Below are 16,970 nucleotides of genomic sequence, written 5' to 3'. Positions count from 1 at the left end.
CGTATTTATTTTATTCAGAATGATTTTTAATTTACAACAGGAAAGGAACTAATTCGCAATCGCGCTGCCCCCATTGGAATTAATTCGATAGTTTCTGTTTTTGTATTAACGCTAACCGGGCTTTGCGGCAATGTGTCTGTTAGCCCATACTGATCTACTTTCCATGTTGGAATTACTTTACCTTTTGCGGTTAACACAATTGGCACATTCTCTTGAGTGAATGGAAAATTGTCAACTGGCCATTTTCTTTTTCAATTCTAAAAAATCTTGAAGGATCTTCACCTTTATATTGAAGGCCATAATTCCATGCAGAAGCAGGCAGGATTTCATAAGAAGGCCATTTGCTTGCATCCGCAGTTTCCTGCCATTTAGAATCGCCAATGGCAGACTTCTTACTATCTGCTTTCACATATTGCTCTTTAATTTTTAAAGAATAAGTTAATGGGCCGCGATTCACACTAATACTGTTTTTATTCTCTGTCCAATATTGTACTTCTAATTGCATCGGCAATTCCAATTCAATCTTATCACCATTTTTCCAAAGCCTGTTTATTTTAATGTATGACGATGGATCGAACGCCAGGTTTATTGCTTCGCCATTTATTTTTATTTTAGCATTATTGCACCATGCCGGTACGCGCAAGTAAAACGGAAAAGATTCGTTCTCATTCATTGACAATATAAATGTAGTCTTCTCATCAAAAGGGTAATGTCCTTTTGATTCAATGCTAACTTCATTACCACTTCCCACTTTGGCTTTTACAGTTGCTTCACAATAAAGCAAAGCAGCTAAACCATTATCTGGCGTAGCCATAAAAACATGTTCGGAATAATATGGCCAGCCTTGAGCATGATTATGTTGGCAGCAACGAGAGCTAAATGGATTCATCATTAAAAATGGGCCAGTATTATCGATACCCGGATGATGATTTTTGCTATCGCTGATAGACATGTTAGGACTCGTGATATAGCGCAATGCTTTAAAATCGGGCATAACAGCAGCCGGATAAGTATTAAAAGCTACTTCTTCTGTATGATCGGCCCAGAAAGGATCTCCGGTAATACCAGCTAAAATTTCATTCGAAGCCATTTGTTCAACCATGCCACAGGTTTCAACGCCTTGTCGTGGATCAACATACCCTTTCCGCGCATTTTCATCGGCTCCAAACATACCGCCAGGCACATTACCATAACGTTCGCGTATCAATTGAAACACATTATATGTAGCTGTAAGATCAGCATCATTACCGGATTGCATATAATAAGTAGCCGGTTCTCTAAAACATTGTGCAATGTTTACATTATGCCAATTAGGCAAACTCTTAGGCGTTCTCCAGTTCGCAGTATTTCGATGAAGCTTTTCAGCAAGCTCCAACAACCATTCTTTACCAGTTGTTCTGTTATACAACCAATATACACTTAGCATATTATCACCGCCCCGGCTATTCTCCCAATAATCTTCCAGCAACATACTATCTGGTAAATTATATTGCCAACGAAAATATTTTTCCATGAAAGGCAATACACGTTTATCCTGGCTATATTCGTAATATGATTGCAGGCACCAAAGCATAATCATATTACCCCAAAGATCAGGTTTGCCATTTCTTAAAATCGTCGGACCAAAATAACCGTCTTTGCGCTGGCTATTAAGTGCGGCGTTTAACCATATTTTAGACTCTTCAATAATTTTAGGGTCTTTTAAAATATAACCCAGGTTTGCGTAGCCTTTCAACCAATAAGGCACTTCCTCCCAGCCATGATCGCCACTTCCATCTTTGCTGAGCCAGGCGTTATTTTTTTTAGCAAGCCATGCGCTTATTTCGCCTAAGTGGCCTGTCAGTCCGCTTCTTTGTAGCTCAAGATATTTCATCAACCAGCCTTTCGGTTGAATGGCCCCTACCGGAAGCTTTAGCAAATACAAAGACTGCAATGGTTTTTTGTTAGAAACGTAGAAGCTATTTATCTGATTATTATCCGGGCGGGTTACGTTAGAAACTTCCTTTTCGTGTTGTGCAAGCACGCCATTAGTAGAGCTAATGGCAAATATAAACGCCGAGCAAAATATTATCTTTTTTAAAAAGGAATATAGTATCATCATGTTTAATTAAATCTGAAGTTGTTTAAATTTATTTTTTACCACATAGATTCTGTGTTAAAAACCAAAGATTTTTTAATTAATTTCGAATTTTAGGCGGCTATGCGCCAGCCTGTGTAGGGAGCAATATTTATTTGCTTCCTACTCCTTTTTTCCATCTTCTGTATCATGTTCTCCAGTATTGTTGTTAAAATAGTTTTTATCATATTTTTCTTGCTTTTTATAGAGCGTGTACATTAGTTCTAGCAGCTTTCTTTGTATAGCTACTACAGCTTTCATTTTAATGCCGTGCCTGGCTACTAATCTTGCAAATATGGCTTTAAATCTTTCATCATGGCTTATTGCGCCCAACGCCGGCATGTGCAAAGATTTTCGCAAATACTTGTTGCCTCTTTTTGATATTTTGGGTTTTCCTTTTACCGAAGTACCCGATTGCTTTTCCTTTACATCTAAGCCCGCATAACTAGTCAGTTGTTTTTATTCTTTATCAAATCAAAACCATTCGTTTCTGCCAGCACAGTTGAAGCGGTTAATAACCCCACTCCGGGAATGGAACATAATAAATCAACCGCAACTTTTATTTTTTCATTTGACTTTATCAATACATTGATCTCTTGAACCACTTCTGTTATTTGTTTATCGAAAAACGTGATCTGCTTTTTTAGCCTGCTTACGGTATTTTTAAGTGGTATCGCTTCTGCCTGTTCTGCATGAAGCTGATTCTTGGCTACAGTGCGTGCCTGCACTATCTGATCTCGTTCCCTTACCAACTGCCGCATTTGCTTAAATACAGGATCGGGAGGACTCCAGGGCTCTGATTTTCGCTCTAATCCGAACTGTGTAATAGCTTCGCTGGCTGTTTTGTCCGTAACCGTTTTGACTTCTAATGAGCGGGCATAGTTGCTGATTTTATTGGGTAACACAATGTTCACTTGCTGATTATTCAGATAAAGATGATACGCAAGCTTTTCATGATAAACACCCGTTGCTTCCATAAAAAATAGAACTTCAATAACTTCCTCTGACAACTTTTTTACCCAGCTTAATAAAGAATCGAATCCTTTTACATTGTTCACAAATGTTTTGTGGGCATACACTTGCGAGCTAAAATCATCGTACATACGGCCAAATGCCACTACCAATTCTTTCTGCGCTACATCAATACCGCAAACCTGTTTTACAATTTGTTTCATACCAATACTTTTGAAAATAAAAAAGTAAAGTGAAAAATCCCCCTTCGTTTTGTCTCCTGCTTGGATATTCTGGATACAAAGCTTTGCCCTGTTCCTTACATTCTGTTCAAACTCGAAGAGATAAAAAAGGATGAGGCTATATCTATGTGAGAGCATACTTAACGTTGCTTAGGTACATATTCGCTCTCATCCTTTTTCACTTTATAAACTCAAATCTATTGGTATCTTTAATCAAAATCTCAAAGAACTATTTTTATAAAAACAAACATAGGAGATACATAGGCTTTATGTTAACAGGAAATAAAGACACATATAAGCTTTACTTGCCAGATGCTATGTTCCGCCTTCGGCGGATGCTATATATCCTCAAACGTAATAAAGCTATGAACCTATGTGGTTTATTTAAAAGTCTAAACATGTTCTCTGTATAAAAAATCAGGGAAGCCAAAAATCAAAAGGTTCATCTCTTTTTGCAACTAATGTTCCCTCCTTAAATTCAAGCGCGGCTACTTGTATGGATGATCTCCTTTCTTCAAACGGATATATACCGCTCTCGTTCATTTTTGCATCGAAATGTTTTTTCTACCTGGATGTGTAAAATAGAATACATAAGCTTTTCCGCCGGCTACTAAAGCATCGCCATGCGCACCACTTGGATGATCATCAAAACGTTTTCCATTTTTTCAAATAATATCTTGCCTTGTTTTTCCCAATTTTTCAGATCTTTAGATTTATACACTCTCATTCCAGACCATTCGTCAGTAAGCATCCAATAAAAACCAGCAAACTCAAATACATTGGGACCTTCATGCTTATCACCAGTAATAACTGGCTCATCAAACATTTTCCAATTTTTCAGATCCTTACTGTCCGAAGCATAAGTAAGCGCATCATGTCCTTTAAACCACATACGCCAGCCACCATCTGGCTTTTTCACAATACATCCGTCAATGATATTCTTCATTCCCACATTAACAAATTGTTCAAACTTCCAGTCCCACATATTTTTGCTTGTATAATATGCCAGCCTCGATTCACCTCCCCAATGATTGCGAACACCTTTTATATACGTTACAAATAAGTGATATACTCCATTATCATAAACAATATCAGGTGCCCAAAAGGTATTCAGTCCTGGGTCTATCGCCAGATCAAGGGTTCCTCTGTAAATCCATGTCTTGCCATGATCGTCAGTAGAAGCTATAGCAATAGGATTGCCATAACAAAAAGCCACATCTGGTAATTCCAGATTGGCTCTTCGTTGTGTATATAACATCCACCAACTCTTTTCCTCTTCATTATAAATCATAACAGGATCAGCTGCGCCGTCAGTAATCGGATCCCTGAATAATGGCGCAGGCGCAGGTCTCAAAGCCTTGACGGATTGAGCCTGAGCAGCAGCAGTTACCAGAATGAATAAAAGAAAAGAACAAAAAAATTTCATCCAACTCAATTTTCTATTTTACATTTTCGTTAGCATCATAAAGCGCCTGGTGTAATTTCTTTAATTCAGCTTCCGGCATTTTCATTACTTTTCTATCGTAAGTTAAAATACCATTCGTCTCCACTTCCACATCTGTAGTTTGCGTATATACAGCAGCTGATAAACCTAAAGGGATGAGCTTTTTCAAATCACCCATCATCTTTGAGTATCGTTGCATCAATTCTGTTTTATTTTTAAAACTCTGATACCCCCAATTGTTTTTTTCCTGCCAGGTATGGCCTTCTACAGGCAGGCCCAATCCACCAAATTCTCCCAAAACCAGCGCCTGTCCACTGTTTCCGAAGATCGCAGGATCAGGCATATTGGGATCAGGATAATTATGAATATCCAATATATTTCCAGTGTAAAAGAAATTGCCACCGCTCGCGCTGTTTATCAAACGAGACGGATCATACTTCATTGTCCATTCTGTAATTTCTTTAGTTTTAAATTGACCCCAGGCTTCATTGAAAGGAACCCAAACTACAATTGATGGAAAATTATGAGCCGCATCCATAATGGCTTTCCACTCTTTTCTATAATAAGCTTCAGATTCGGCGCTTCTTTCTTTATCGCGGTTGTAACCAGAAATTTGCCCTGGTCTCATATCCCATCTGTTGCCTCCCAAATCTCCACTTGGCATATCCTGCCAAACCATTATTCCTACGCTATCGCAGTAATAATACCAACGTGCAGGCTCCAGCTTAATATGTTTTCTAATCATATTAAAGCCCATTTCTTTTGTTTTAACAATGTCAAACAAAAGCGCTTCATCAGTTGGTGCTGTAAATAATCCGTCGGGCCACCACCCCTGATCCAACGGACCGTATTGAAATGAAATCTTATTGTTAAGTGCTAAACGATTGATGCCTGCTGCATCCTTTTTCAAAGACGACTTGCGCATAGCGAAATAGCTTTCGGCATAATCAATCTGCTTAGCGCCTCTGTACAAATAGATTTTCAATTGATACAAATGTGGTGTTTCGGGCGACCACAATTTTGGATTCGTTATCGCAATATCACCTTCAACTCCCGAAGGCAATGTAGCTTCTCCAACCTGTTGCGTTCCGTCGAATGCTACAAACTTTACAATATCACCAGTTTTTGCGTCTTGCAGGCTGGCCTGTACTTTTATACTGCTGCCATCAACATCGGGTGTATGTTTAGTTGTTACAATATGCGTTGTCGGCACCACTTCCGTCCAGACAGTTTGCCAGATACCTGTAACCGGTGTGTACCAAATACCTTCAGGGTTTTTAACTTGCTTTCCTCTTGGTTGAGGACCGTCATCGGTAGGATCCCAAACACGCAAAGCGATGTCCTGCTTTTTTCCTTTCTTCAAATATTTAGTGATATTGAATGAGAATGGATCGAATCCGCCTTCATGCCTACCCACTTTTTGTCCATTTACATAGAGATCGCACTGCCAATCAACGGCACCGAAATGTAGTAATACCTGATCGGCCTTGGGCTTGCTGATTGAAGCAGTAGTTTTATACCAAAGCAATTGGTCTTTTCCTATACGTTTTCCAACTCCGGATAAGGCAGATTCCACAGGATAAGGAACTAAAATCTTGCCATCAAAAGCAACCGGAATATTTTGTTGCGAGGAAGCAGTAATTGCATATTCCCACAAGCCATTCAGGTTTTGCCAATCGGCACGTTTTAACTGCGGACGTGGATACTCAGGCAATGGTTGGGCCGGATCAACTTTGTCTGCCCAAGGCGTCATAATTTTACCTTCAACAGGCTTCCACTCTTGAGCTGATAATGATAAACTGCTCATTCCCAAAATTGCCATCAAAGCAAAACTCTTTCTAATACTCATTACTTCTCTTATTGTCTTTTAGTAAAATTTTTTTTAATAGGTTAGTTTTTGTAATGGCGAAAAGATCATGTCATCAGCGCCAGCAATCTTAAGACCAATACGTGCAAATACATAGTTCTGGATGGGAACAATGTCTGGAATAGTCGCAGATAAACTAATGCTATTCATATTTACAATATCACCTGCTGCAAGATCCTTTTTGGCGATATTTTGTGTACCATTTCCAGATACAAATTGTGTTTTATTAATGTAAAGAGAAACCCGTTCAATATTTCTTGCATTTGCATCAGTAATAATTTTTTCTATTGAAAAAGTAGCAGTAACAACTTTTTCGTTGTTACTGATTTGGGCATTGCGAATCATGTAGTAAGGAGTTACCTCAATATCCATAGTTTTATTACCGCTAATATTTACAGCTATAGTATCAACAGCTCCTGCACTATTACGTTTCCAATAAAAAGGACCTTGATTGGCAGCAAAAATCAACTTATAATTACCATCAAAAAGTAACGAAGAAAAGTTACCATCCTGATCTATAGATACATCTATCTGTCCATTTTTACCAAAGCCAGGTTGCCAAAGTTCAAAAGCTACCTGTCCACTTTCTACAGGTATAGGTTCTCCCTGATAAACAATTCTCCCTTCAAACATTGAGGCAGGAGGTTCGTAATTATCCTTTGTACAGGAACAAAAGACTATACTAAATACTAGAATTACTATGCTGTATATAATGAATATTCTCTTCATCTCTAAACTTTTAATTGTTATAATACTCAAATCATTCAGATTATTGATTCGGCTGTCTTACAATTTTTGGATTATTAGATCTTATATCGTTATTGATTAATGAATAATAATTACCCAACCTAAACCTGTGAGCTTGTGATACCCTGCTTGGTTTTACAATCCTAAAAACATATTTATTATGATTGGCATTTCCCGGATTATGATATTTATACGGCCACAAGCCGAACACCATTGTTTGAGCCTTGGTAGCACTTCCAATATTTTGAGCAACAGTAGATGCGTTCATGTTTTCCCCATTCCATGAAAGGTGTGCTATACGCCAACGCTTTTTATCCCACAAAATATGATCTTCAAATGCTAGTTCCACTTTACGTTCGTGTACGATTCTGTCAAAAGTGATTTGTCCGGATGTTAATGGTATCGTGAGTCCGGCTCTTTCACGAACCTGGTTCATATAACCTGCCGCTATTCCCGATTGTCCTAACTCGAAAGCAGCTTCTGCGGCATTTAATAATACTTCAGCATAACGATAGCGAATCCACCATACATCACTTTGCGTTCCAATACGTCCTGATCCAATATTATTATCCATATACTTTCTTACAAAAAAGCCAGTCTGAGTACCAAATTCTAATGCATCAATTGGGCCGTCTTTCCCTACAACCTGTACAGATCCAGTATTTCCTGGCAATACATTGGTTTTAATTTGTCCAAACTGATCACCAGTTACAATGCTGTTATTGGCTAGTAACCATCCCGCCCAAATATCAGTTGTTACACCTTTAAACTGTGTTCCTGGCAACATTATAGTTCCTTCCAACCTTGCATCTCTGCCAGCAAAAATGTCCTTTATATTATCATAATAGATATCATTACCAGCGCCATCCTTTGTTGCAAATGGGGCGAAGGTGTTATTTAATAATTCAAACTCCTGAGCTAGATTTAATGCCGGATTCAATCTACCGCCTTGTTGTTCTTCCGCAGATGTACGTGGCTGATTTTGTAAAGTATAACCATGAATACGATTCGTTTTCAGTAAATAATCCTTCGCAAAAATAACTTCGGGATTGTTAGCCTTATCTGTAAAAAGCGATGCAAAATTATCCCACAATACATCTTTCTTTTGGTAGAGCGAATACCTACCAGAAGTAATAATTGCCTGCGCAGCAGTTAACGCTTTTAGATAATATCCATCAGCCATAGACGCGGGTATTCCAACTTCTCCACCAGTTAGGAAACCTGCGGTGTATTAGTACCATATTTTGCAATAGAGCCTGCATACAAAGCGGCTCTTGCTTCAAGAGCCAAAGCGGCTCCCCATGTTGCACGTGTTTGAGTTCCAGAAGTAGGAAGCTGATCTTTAATCGCCTCCATTTCGCTAATTACAAAATCATATATTTCATGCTCTTTAGCACGTGCATATTGCAAGTAAGTAGGATCGCCACTAAAATCATAAGTCAACTCTTCAAGAATTAATGGAACACCACCCATTTTTTTACCATGTCAAAATACAGAGACGCTCTTACATATCGAGCTTCTGCTATAAACCTTTTTTATCCGCTTCCGCCAATGTCGTTGATGCTGTTCCTGTAGCAATAAACATATTCAAATCTCTTACAAAAGCGTAATCCCATGTAGACCACCAATCGTAAGCCCAGTCGGTGTTTTGAATACGCCAATAATCACCGGCTGCAGAGGGAAAAGCCTCTTCAAAATTAGTATATTCCCACCATCGGTCTATTCTTTGAAAATCCGGATATCGATCATAAAAATCAGCCAGTACGGATAGCACTAGGTTATTGTCGGTCCACAAATCATCTGGGCCAATAACGTCTGTAGGCTTGCGTGTCAGGAACTCTGAATCCTTTATACAACCAATCTGAAGACAGGTTATAATAATAAGAAAGAAATATATAAGACTTTTTTTCATTGTACTAAGTATTAAAATTTTACAAAGAAAGATTGAAACCAATGTTTACAAACTTGTTTTGTGGATATTGCAGGCCATTGTCGTCAGCTATTTCAGGATCTATTTCATATTCCTTCAAATTATCAATGGAGAACAAATTGTATCCATTAATATAAAATCTGGCACTTTGTATTTTAATTTTTTCGACCAATCTTTTTGGAATGTTATAACCCAATTCAATTGTCCGCGCTCTTAAATAGCGAACATTGTGTAACCAATACGTAGAATTTTTATTGTAGTCACTTCTCCAGCTCTCGTAAAGCTAATGGCTGGATACTTTCCTGGGATCCAGGCACTATTAGGATCGAACAGGTCTGCACGATGCCATCTGTCATCATATATAGACTGGCGTAAAGCTCCTGTATTTTGATAAGGCCAGCGCATTTCCCAATTTTGGTTCCAGGAATACAATGCACCACCTGAAAAATCTGCATTAAAATCAAATCCTTTATAGCGTAAACCTATTTGGAAACCATATTGAATATTGGGCTGTCCGGTGGTAGTATAGCCTATTGGCCTTTCATCATAACCGTTAATAATACCATCACCATTTTGGTCTTTATAAATTAAAGAACCTGGCTTTAATGTTCGGTTTCCTTCATTGTCAATATTCACAGGATAATTATTGATTTCTTCGAATGATTGAAACTGCCCGGTAACTTCATATCCCCAAAAAATATCTGAATATCTGTTTTCACCTGACGTACGATATTGATCCCATGAGTTTTCAAATCTTGGTTTGTATGATTGTAAAAATTTAGATCTTGACAAAGAAAAATTGCCACCAACATTATATTCCAGTTCTCCTATTTTATCAGTATATCTAAGCGCAATCTCTCCACCAAATCTGGCATCGCTATTTAAATTTTCCTGAGGAAGCCCATATCCAACTTCACTGGGTATCAAAACATCATATTTTCTATCCGGCAGGCCTGTTCTTTTTCTATAGAAATAATCAACAACGCCATTTAATTTGCTGTTAAACATTTCAAAATCCAAACCAATATCTGTTATACGGCTTTCAAACCACGAAAGGTTATCAATAACAACGCCGCCATCTCTCAATCTTGATGAAGTAACCACAACACCATCCAAAATAGCCTGGCCTTCTCCGTATCGATACCCTAACAAATAGGCATACGGATCAAGCCCAATATCATCATCTCCCAAAACACCATAAGATGCTCTAAGCTTCAGATCATTTAAAACAGAGTTTTCGCCTAACACATTTCTAAAAAATGGTTCTCTGGAAATTCTCCATGCACCAGAAACAGAAGGGAAATAACCTACCCTTTTTGTTGGAGCGAATTTCCAGGATGCATCTCTTCTACCAGCAAAATCTAAGAAATACTTGGAGCCGTAGTTATAGCCAATTTTAAGTACATATCCTAAGCGAGCCTGTTCTGCTTCAATGTCTGCATAATTCTGACCATCCAAATCTGCAAATTGCAATACAGGAAGAAAGTTAATTTTAGGCACGCCGTGCTGAAAGGTGTAAGTTCTTTTGTTTTCAATACGTTCGTTAACAAAAGTTCCTGAAATTGTATGATCACCAAAACTCCGATTATAATCTAACTGAATTTGTGAAACATTATTAAATACCTTTTCTAACCTGCGCTCCCGATATGGATTCGAACTACCTACTTTTTTCTCATAGATATCAGTATCTGGATGATAAGTGTACACATCGTAAGTGTACTCGTGACCATTGATCACATTATCTGCGAGATAATAAGAATATTTACCTTTTAGTGTTAAACCTTTAACTCCGGGTATTTGATATTCTGCATTAAAATTGGCCTGCAAAACTCGCCAGTCAGAACGCCAGTAACCCGTAAGTGCTTTTGTTTGGACAGCCCAGTTTTCCGTATTATGCCCAATATCATTGGGATATAAAGGATTATTATTAGCATAAGCTAACTCCATAGGGCGGTTTCTAAACAAAGCAAATCTAGCTGCCCAATAATCATCACCTCCCGGAACACCCGGTTGGTCGCGTGTTTCAATACGTCCATTGATTTGCAAGCCAACTTTTAAACGTTGCGATATTTTAGCATCGATATTACTTTGAATATTGGTACGTTTAAATAAAAACTCTCTATCCTTACCATAAACCCCTCTTTGATCTAAATGAGTAGCAGATACATAATAGTTCACTTTCTCTGAGCCTCCTGTTACATTCGCATTGAAAGAATATAAAGGTGCGTTTTTGGCAACAATCAAATCCCGCCAGTCCTGACTCATATAGCCATACTCAGTTCCAGCCTTCCATTTTTCAAGTTCTTCAGGAGTAATATCTGTCCGGCCGTAAAATGTCATTTCTGCATCGGCTTTTCCCACCATCCATTCATAGGCATTGGTGGTATGAGGAAAACGTGACCAATTTTGCCAGCCAGTATATCCTCCCAAATTAATAGAACTTCGCTGACCCGTTTTCCCCTTTTTGGTAGTTACCAAAACCACACCATTAGCAGCCCTGCTACCATAAATAGAGGCCGCAGCATCTTTTAGAACAGTAATATTTTCAATATCATCCGGAGAAAGGTTATCAAACTGCCCTTTATCTTGTTGTATATCATCGATGATAAACAAAGGATTGCCCATACCTCGTATTTGAATATTAGCACTGGCACCTGGCCGGCCATCAGCCATTCTAAAAGAAACGCCCGGCATTTTACCTGCTAAAAGAGTACTTACCGTAGAGCCGCCATGCACACGGGCAATATCATCCGCGGATACAGAAGCTACAGAACTGGTAACATCTCCTTTTCTACGAGTTCCATATCCGATCACTACTACTTCGTTCATATCAGAAGCAGCCTGCGCCATATTAACATCGACAACAGGCCTGTTATTGATTAAAACTCTTTCATCTCCATAACCAACTGAAGTAAAAACAAGTGTTCCATTTGTTGGTGCATTAATCGAATACGTTCCGGCATCACTTGTTGAAACAGCATTTTCTGTACCTGCAAGCGTTACAGTCACACCCTCAAGTGGTTCACCCTTGTCGTTTGTAACCTTACCCGTCACATTTGTTTGAGCTATAAGGCTGCTAAAAAGAAAACTGAGACAGACGAGTAAAAATGTTTTCTTTGAAGAAAGTTTGAGCTTTAGTTTGGTAATGGTACAACGCAGTATACCATTCCATGGCAATTGATCCAATTCCATATTACAATCGTTTATTTAATGTAAAAAGAAGTACATAGCTAAATTATCATTAGCCAACATTTTGTTAACAATATTTTGTCTCATTCTTTCTACAAATTGTCTCAATTTTTATATTCGCATTTCTAACATTATTATTTTAATCACTTTAGAGTATCTACTTGCAAAGATTTTTATTGACCATATCACTGCTTATTAGTGCTTGCATAGTAAATGCACAGCAATACCATTTTCGGCATTACCAGGTTGAGGATGGGTTATCGAATAATACATCTATATGTACATTGCAGGATAGTAAAGGTTTTATGTGGTTTGGTACAAAGGATGGCTTAAATCGCTTTGACGGCTATACGTTTAAAATATACAGGAATAATCAGTCAGATAGTTCAAGTATTGGAAACAACTCAATCTGGCGTTTGTATGAAGATGCTAATGGAATTTTATGGGTGGGTACTGAACGTGGATTGTTTGCATATGATCCGAAATCTGAAAAATTCAGTTTGCTACCAGGTTGTCCGCGTAGCGAGATAAGCGGGATCACATCAGATAAAAACGGAAACCTTTGGTTTATTGCGGGATTCAAACTCTATCAATATAACGGCCTGCAAAAAAAACTGATCATTTACAATGATATCGATTATCTGCACTTTTGCACTACTGTAAGTCGTACTTATGATGGCCAGATATGGATAGGTACAATTGATGGAAACATCGTAAAATATAATTCAATACAAAATACATTTTCTGCTTTTTCTGTATTCAGTCATTCAAAACAATCCTCTTCAGCCTGGGTTGAGAAAATCTACGATTCCGGTTTGGGCTTTCTTTTTATAGGTACTTCAAATCAGGGTCTTAAAATATTTTACCTTAATAAGAACAGCTATGAAGACCTGCTACTTTATAACGAAGGCAACACTGACATTTATGTCAGGGATGTTATCAGACGCGATAAACGAGAATATTGGATAGCTACAGAAAATGGTATCTACATATATGATTTAGCAAAAGACGGTTTCATACACCTAGTGAAAAATCCTGTTAATGCGTATGCACTATCTGACAATGCTGTATATGCTTTTACAAAAGATAAGGATGGTGGCATCTGGGCGTGCACCTATTTTGGTGGCGTAAATTATTATCCCCGCCAAAAAATAGAATTCGAAAAATTTTTTTATACACCTAATGAAAACTCGCTAAAAGGTAATGCAGTAAGGGAAATAACACAGGATAATAACGGTAAAATCTGGATCGGAACTGAAGATGCCGGGCTTAGTGTTTATGATCCTCGGAGTGCTGCTTTTACAAATTATAGTCCTGAAGATGGACATAGCAATCTTGCACATACCAATATTCACGGGTTATTGGTAGATGGCGACAAACTCTGGATCGGGACGTTTGAGCATGGCCTGGACGTTATGGATATCAAAACAAGAAAAATTATAAAACATTATTCTTATGGTGATGGGGCCAACGATCTTAAAAGCAACTTCATACACTCTTTGTATAAAACAAAGGCGGGCTTAATATTCGTAGGAACATCAAATGGTTTATATATCTATAACAACGGAAAAGACAATTTCATTCCGCTGAACTTTTTACCTCCTAATAACTTTTTTCTGCAATTACAGAAGATTCAAGTGGTAATGTTTGGGTAGGTACATTTAAAAGCGGAGTTTATTTTTATAATCCTCGTTTAAAAAAATTCGGACATTTAAAAATAAAATATAAACAAAGAGAAAAGTTAAGCGAAAACCGCATAACTAATTTATATATCACAACTAAGCAATCTTTGCTCATATGCACAGAAGATGGTTTGTATGAGATCAACCCTTCAACTTTAAAGGCAAAATTATATTCAACCGCAAGCGGTTTACCAAGTAACCTGATCTACAGCGCCATTGAAGACGATACACATTTTTTATGGATCACTACTTCAAAAGGGTTGGTAAGGTTAGATATCAGAACAGGCGCTACTAATACTTTCACTCAATCCACCGGTTTGCTGAGCGACCAATTCAATTATTCTTCAGCATTCAAAGATTCAAACGGGTTAATGTATTTCGGCAGCGCTAAAGGCTTAATAAGATTTAACCCTTTACAAATTAATAGCAGCATCAAAGCAATACCGGCTTTATATATTACCAATTTGCAGATCAATAATAAAGATGTAGAAATACATCCAACAGGCCCATTAAGATCTTCCGTACTAAATACAAAAGATATTACACTTAGCTACACACAATCCTCTATAAGCCTTGATTTCGCTGCACTTAACTATACATCTCCTAAAACTATACAGTACGCCTACAAGCTTCAGGGCGTTGATCAGGAATGGAATTATATTAAAACAAACAGGAGGGTTTATTTCACTAATCTCTCACCAGGAAGTTATACTTTCTACGTACGATCAACAGACAGCAATGGAGAGTGGGCTGCAAACGAAAAAATACTACACATAAAAATACTACCCCCTGGTGGAGTTCTCACTGGGCCTATTTAGCTTATTTTATGCTAGCAATATTTATCGTTTATGTCGTCATTATGTATTATCATGAAAGGCAACTGGGCAAACAGCAGCGAACAATGGAACTCTTTGAAAGATCAAAAGAAAAGGAAATGTTTAATTCCAAAATTGATTTCTTTACAAACATTGCACATGAGATAAGAACACCGTTAACACTTATAAAAGCGCCTATGGAAAAGCTGATGCGCAACCTGGTGTTGTCTCCACAAAATGAGAAGTATTTATTGGTAATGAATAAAAATACTGAAAGACTAATGGACTTAACGAATCAGCTGCTTGATTTCAGACGGGTTGAAGCAGGGTCGTTTGTATTAACGCTCGAAGAAAAGGATATCAATTCTTTGATCAAAATTATTTGGGGTAATTTTTATCCTTTAGCTGAAAGTAAAAAAATAAAAATGGAAATAACGGAAGAAAAAATCTTTCGTTGTAAAATAGACGAAGAAGCAACTACTAAAATTATAAGCAACTTATTGGACAATGCTATTAAATACTGCCAAAGGCTTGTGGCTCTTTCCATTCTTAAAACCGAAAACGGATTTGTAAGCATCGTAATAAGTAACGATGGCCAATCATACTTGAAGATCTGAAGGAAAAAATATTTCAGCCATTTTTCAGATCCAAGCAGACAGACAAAATAACGGGAACAGGTATGGGCCTGCCTTTAGCACGTTCGCTGGCTGAATTACAAGGCGGCAGCCTATTTGTTTATACAAAAGATAATTTAAACAGTTTTGTGCTTACATTGCCAACAGAAGAAAACTAAACATGGAACTTCATATTGATAAACCTGCCATATTAATCGTTGATGATAACGAAGAAATACTTGAGTTTTTAAAAGACGACCTGGGCGAGCTTTATTCCATAATTACAGCAGCAGATGGTATTGAGGCATTAAATATATTAGCGGATGAAGTTGTTCAGCTTATTATTAGTGATATTATGATGCCAGAAATGGATGGTTTTGAACTTTGCGAAAAAATAAAATCAGACTTTGAACTTAGCCATATACCAGTAATTCTATTAACGGCAAAAAATACACTTCACTCAAAAATCCAAGGCCTGAATTATGGAGCAGATGCCTATATCGAAAAGCCTTTTTCTCCGAACACCTTGCTGCACAGGTTTCCAGCCTGTTGTCCAATCGAAATAAAGTGAAGGAATATTTTGCTAACTCACCACTTGCGCACATCAAAAGCATGGCGCACACAAAAATGGATGAGGAATTTCTGGAGAAGCTCAATGATTGTATTATTGAGAACATTGCAAACGATAAATTAGATGTAGAACATCTTGCATTGGCTATGAATATGAGCAGGCCTACTTTATATCGAAAAGTAAAATCAATATCAAACCTTTCACCAAACGAAATGATCAACATTTCGAGGCTTAAAAAAGCAGTTGAATTAATGAACACAAAAGTAATCGCACTTAGTGAAATAGCTGAACGAGTGGGATATCATTCGCTTACGCAGTTTGGTAGAAATTTTCAGAAGCAGTTTAAAATAACTCCATCTGAATATCAGCAGCAACAAAAATGATAAACAATCTGTATTTAAGCCTAGTCTAAAATTTTCGATTAAAGAATTTGCAGCTTAGCTAAAAAAAACAGTAAAAACTGAACCTTCGTTAACTTTACTTTCAACTTCTATTCTCCCCCCAATGATTCGATTTGTGTTTTGGTAAGATACAATCCTACGCCTTTGCTATCAGTATTCTGATGAAAAACCTGGCTAAGCTTAAATATTCTTTTTCCATACTTTTCCATATCTATGCCAAACCCGTTGTCTTTTACAGATAAAACAATCTGGCTATCCCGGTTTAAGCGCGTATCAATCCAGATTTTTGATGTCACAAGGGGATTGCTATACTTTATGGCGTTGCTGATCAAATTATATATAATGCTCTCCAGGTATGGTTTAGGATAATGAATATCTTTTATACTCAGGCTACGTTTTAT

Annotated in this window: 20 protein-coding genes; 6 read left to right on the top strand and 14 right to left on the bottom strand. The window is 37.6% G+C overall.

Annotated elements, in window-relative coordinates; genetic code table 11:
- Positions 1-26: 26 nt before the first annotated feature.
- From MKP09_RS04065 to MKP09_RS04010, 13 genes are all read right to left on the bottom strand, one after another.
- On the bottom strand, positions 27-197 hold the full coding sequence (locus MKP09_RS04065) for a hypothetical protein (protein WP_240826549.1): 171 nt from the start codon (positions 195-197) through the stop codon (positions 27-29).
- Positions 191-2,023 carry a beta-L-arabinofuranosidase domain-containing protein gene (locus tag MKP09_RS04060; RefSeq protein WP_240826548.1) on the bottom strand — a complete coding sequence of 611 codons (1,833 nt, stop codon included), beginning with the start codon at positions 2,021-2,023 and terminating at the stop codon, positions 191-193. The genes MKP09_RS04065 and MKP09_RS04060 overlap by 7 nt, the downstream gene beginning before the upstream one ends.
- Before the next feature lie 216 nt (positions 2,024-2,239).
- Positions 2,240-2,569 carry a transposase gene (locus MKP09_RS04055; protein WP_240829235.1) on the bottom strand — a complete coding sequence of 110 codons (330 nt, stop codon included), beginning with the start codon at positions 2,567-2,569 and terminating at the stop codon, positions 2,240-2,242.
- Positions 2,566-3,291, bottom strand: a complete 726-nt coding sequence (locus MKP09_RS04050) for an IS110 family transposase (RefSeq protein ID WP_240826547.1) — start codon at positions 3,289-3,291, stop codon at positions 2,566-2,568. The genes MKP09_RS04055 and MKP09_RS04050 overlap by 4 nt, the downstream gene beginning before the upstream one ends.
- 435 nt (positions 3,292-3,726) lie before the next feature.
- Positions 3,727-3,852, bottom strand: coding sequence for a hypothetical protein (locus MKP09_RS25385; RefSeq protein ID WP_262915108.1), 126 nt, complete (start codon positions 3,850-3,852; stop codon positions 3,727-3,729).
- A 67-nt stretch (positions 3,853-3,919) separates the two neighbouring features.
- Positions 3,920-4,735 carry a glycoside hydrolase family protein gene (locus tag MKP09_RS04045; protein ID WP_240826546.1) on the bottom strand — a complete coding sequence of 272 codons (816 nt, stop codon included), beginning with the start codon at positions 4,733-4,735 and terminating at the stop codon, positions 3,920-3,922.
- A 13-nt stretch (positions 4,736-4,748) separates the two neighbouring features.
- Positions 4,749-6,602 carry a glycoside hydrolase family 2 protein gene (locus MKP09_RS04040; protein WP_240826545.1) on the bottom strand — a complete coding sequence of 618 codons (1,854 nt, stop codon included), beginning with the start codon at positions 6,600-6,602 and terminating at the stop codon, positions 4,749-4,751.
- A gap of 33 nt (positions 6,603-6,635) precedes the next feature.
- A complete protein-coding gene (locus tag MKP09_RS04035) occupies positions 6,636-7,253 on the bottom strand; it encodes a DUF3823 domain-containing protein (protein WP_240826544.1) in 618 nt (205 codons plus the stop codon).
- Between the two features lie 136 nt (positions 7,254-7,389).
- Entirely contained in the window at positions 7,390-8,550 is a 1,161-nt protein-coding gene (locus tag MKP09_RS04030) for a RagB/SusD family nutrient uptake outer membrane protein (RefSeq protein ID WP_240826543.1), read from the bottom strand.
- A gap of 29 nt (positions 8,551-8,579) precedes the next feature.
- Positions 8,580-8,840 carry a hypothetical protein gene (locus tag MKP09_RS04025; protein WP_240826542.1) on the bottom strand — a complete coding sequence of 87 codons (261 nt, stop codon included), beginning with the start codon at positions 8,838-8,840 and terminating at the stop codon, positions 8,580-8,582.
- Positions 8,841-8,889: 49 nt separating this feature from the next.
- Positions 8,890-9,279: a hypothetical protein gene (locus tag MKP09_RS04020; RefSeq protein ID WP_240826541.1), complete on the bottom strand. Its 390-nt coding sequence runs from the start codon at positions 9,277-9,279 to the stop codon at positions 8,890-8,892.
- A 19-nt stretch (positions 9,280-9,298) separates the two neighbouring features.
- Positions 9,299-9,469, bottom strand: a complete 171-nt coding sequence (locus tag MKP09_RS04015) for a hypothetical protein (protein ID WP_240826540.1) — start codon at positions 9,467-9,469, stop codon at positions 9,299-9,301.
- A 41-nt stretch (positions 9,470-9,510) separates the two neighbouring features.
- Positions 9,511-12,489 (bottom strand): SusC/RagA family TonB-linked outer membrane protein, encoded by a 2,979-nt coding sequence (locus MKP09_RS04010; protein ID WP_240826539.1) that lies wholly within the window; start codon positions 12,487-12,489, stop codon positions 9,511-9,513.
- Positions 12,490-12,647: 158 nt separating this feature from the next.
- Between MKP09_RS04010 and MKP09_RS04005 the strand changes: the two genes are divergently transcribed.
- From MKP09_RS04005 to MKP09_RS27245, 6 genes are read left to right on the top strand one after another with little or no spacing between them, the layout of a single operon-like run.
- Positions 12,648-14,141 carry a ligand-binding sensor domain-containing protein gene (locus MKP09_RS04005; RefSeq protein WP_240826538.1) on the top strand — a complete coding sequence of 498 codons (1,494 nt, stop codon included), beginning with the start codon at positions 12,648-12,650 and terminating at the stop codon, positions 14,139-14,141.
- Positions 14,108-14,986, top strand: a complete 879-nt coding sequence (locus MKP09_RS04000) for a triple tyrosine motif-containing protein (RefSeq protein ID WP_240829228.1) — start codon at positions 14,108-14,110, stop codon at positions 14,984-14,986. The genes MKP09_RS04005 and MKP09_RS04000 overlap by 34 nt, the downstream gene beginning before the upstream one ends.
- 8 nt (positions 14,987-14,994) lie before the next feature.
- The gene (locus tag MKP09_RS03995) at positions 14,995-15,600 is read left to right on the top strand and encodes a sensor histidine kinase (RefSeq protein WP_240826537.1); all 606 of its coding nucleotides are present in this window, start codon (positions 14,995-14,997) and stop codon (positions 15,598-15,600) included.
- The gene (locus tag MKP09_RS03990) at positions 15,582-15,776 is read left to right on the top strand and encodes a sensor histidine kinase (protein WP_317235242.1); all 195 of its coding nucleotides are present in this window, start codon (positions 15,582-15,584) and stop codon (positions 15,774-15,776) included. Before MKP09_RS03995 ends, MKP09_RS03990 begins: the two co-directional genes overlap by 19 nt.
- Positions 15,777-15,778: 2 nt before the next feature.
- Entirely contained in the window at positions 15,779-16,168 is a 390-nt protein-coding gene (locus tag MKP09_RS27250) for a response regulator (RefSeq protein WP_317235177.1), read from the top strand.
- Positions 16,165-16,551, top strand: a complete 387-nt coding sequence (locus tag MKP09_RS27245; protein WP_317235176.1) for a helix-turn-helix domain-containing protein — start codon at positions 16,165-16,167, stop codon at positions 16,549-16,551. The genes MKP09_RS27250 and MKP09_RS27245 overlap by 4 nt, the downstream gene beginning before the upstream one ends.
- Positions 16,552-16,658: 107 nt before the next feature.
- Here the strand turns inward: MKP09_RS27245 and MKP09_RS03980 are convergent, their stop codons facing one another.
- A complete protein-coding gene (locus MKP09_RS03980) occupies positions 16,659-16,910 on the bottom strand; it encodes an ATP-binding protein (protein WP_394801026.1) in 252 nt (83 codons plus the stop codon).
- Positions 16,911-16,970 lie beyond the last annotated feature (60 nt).

The sequence above is a fragment of the Paraniabella ginsengisoli genome, from assembly GCF_022513635.1.
Lineage (GTDB): Bacteria > Bacteroidota > Bacteroidia > Chitinophagales > Chitinophagaceae > Niabella > Niabella ginsengisoli.
This window is presented reverse-complemented; position numbering and strand designations above follow the sequence as displayed.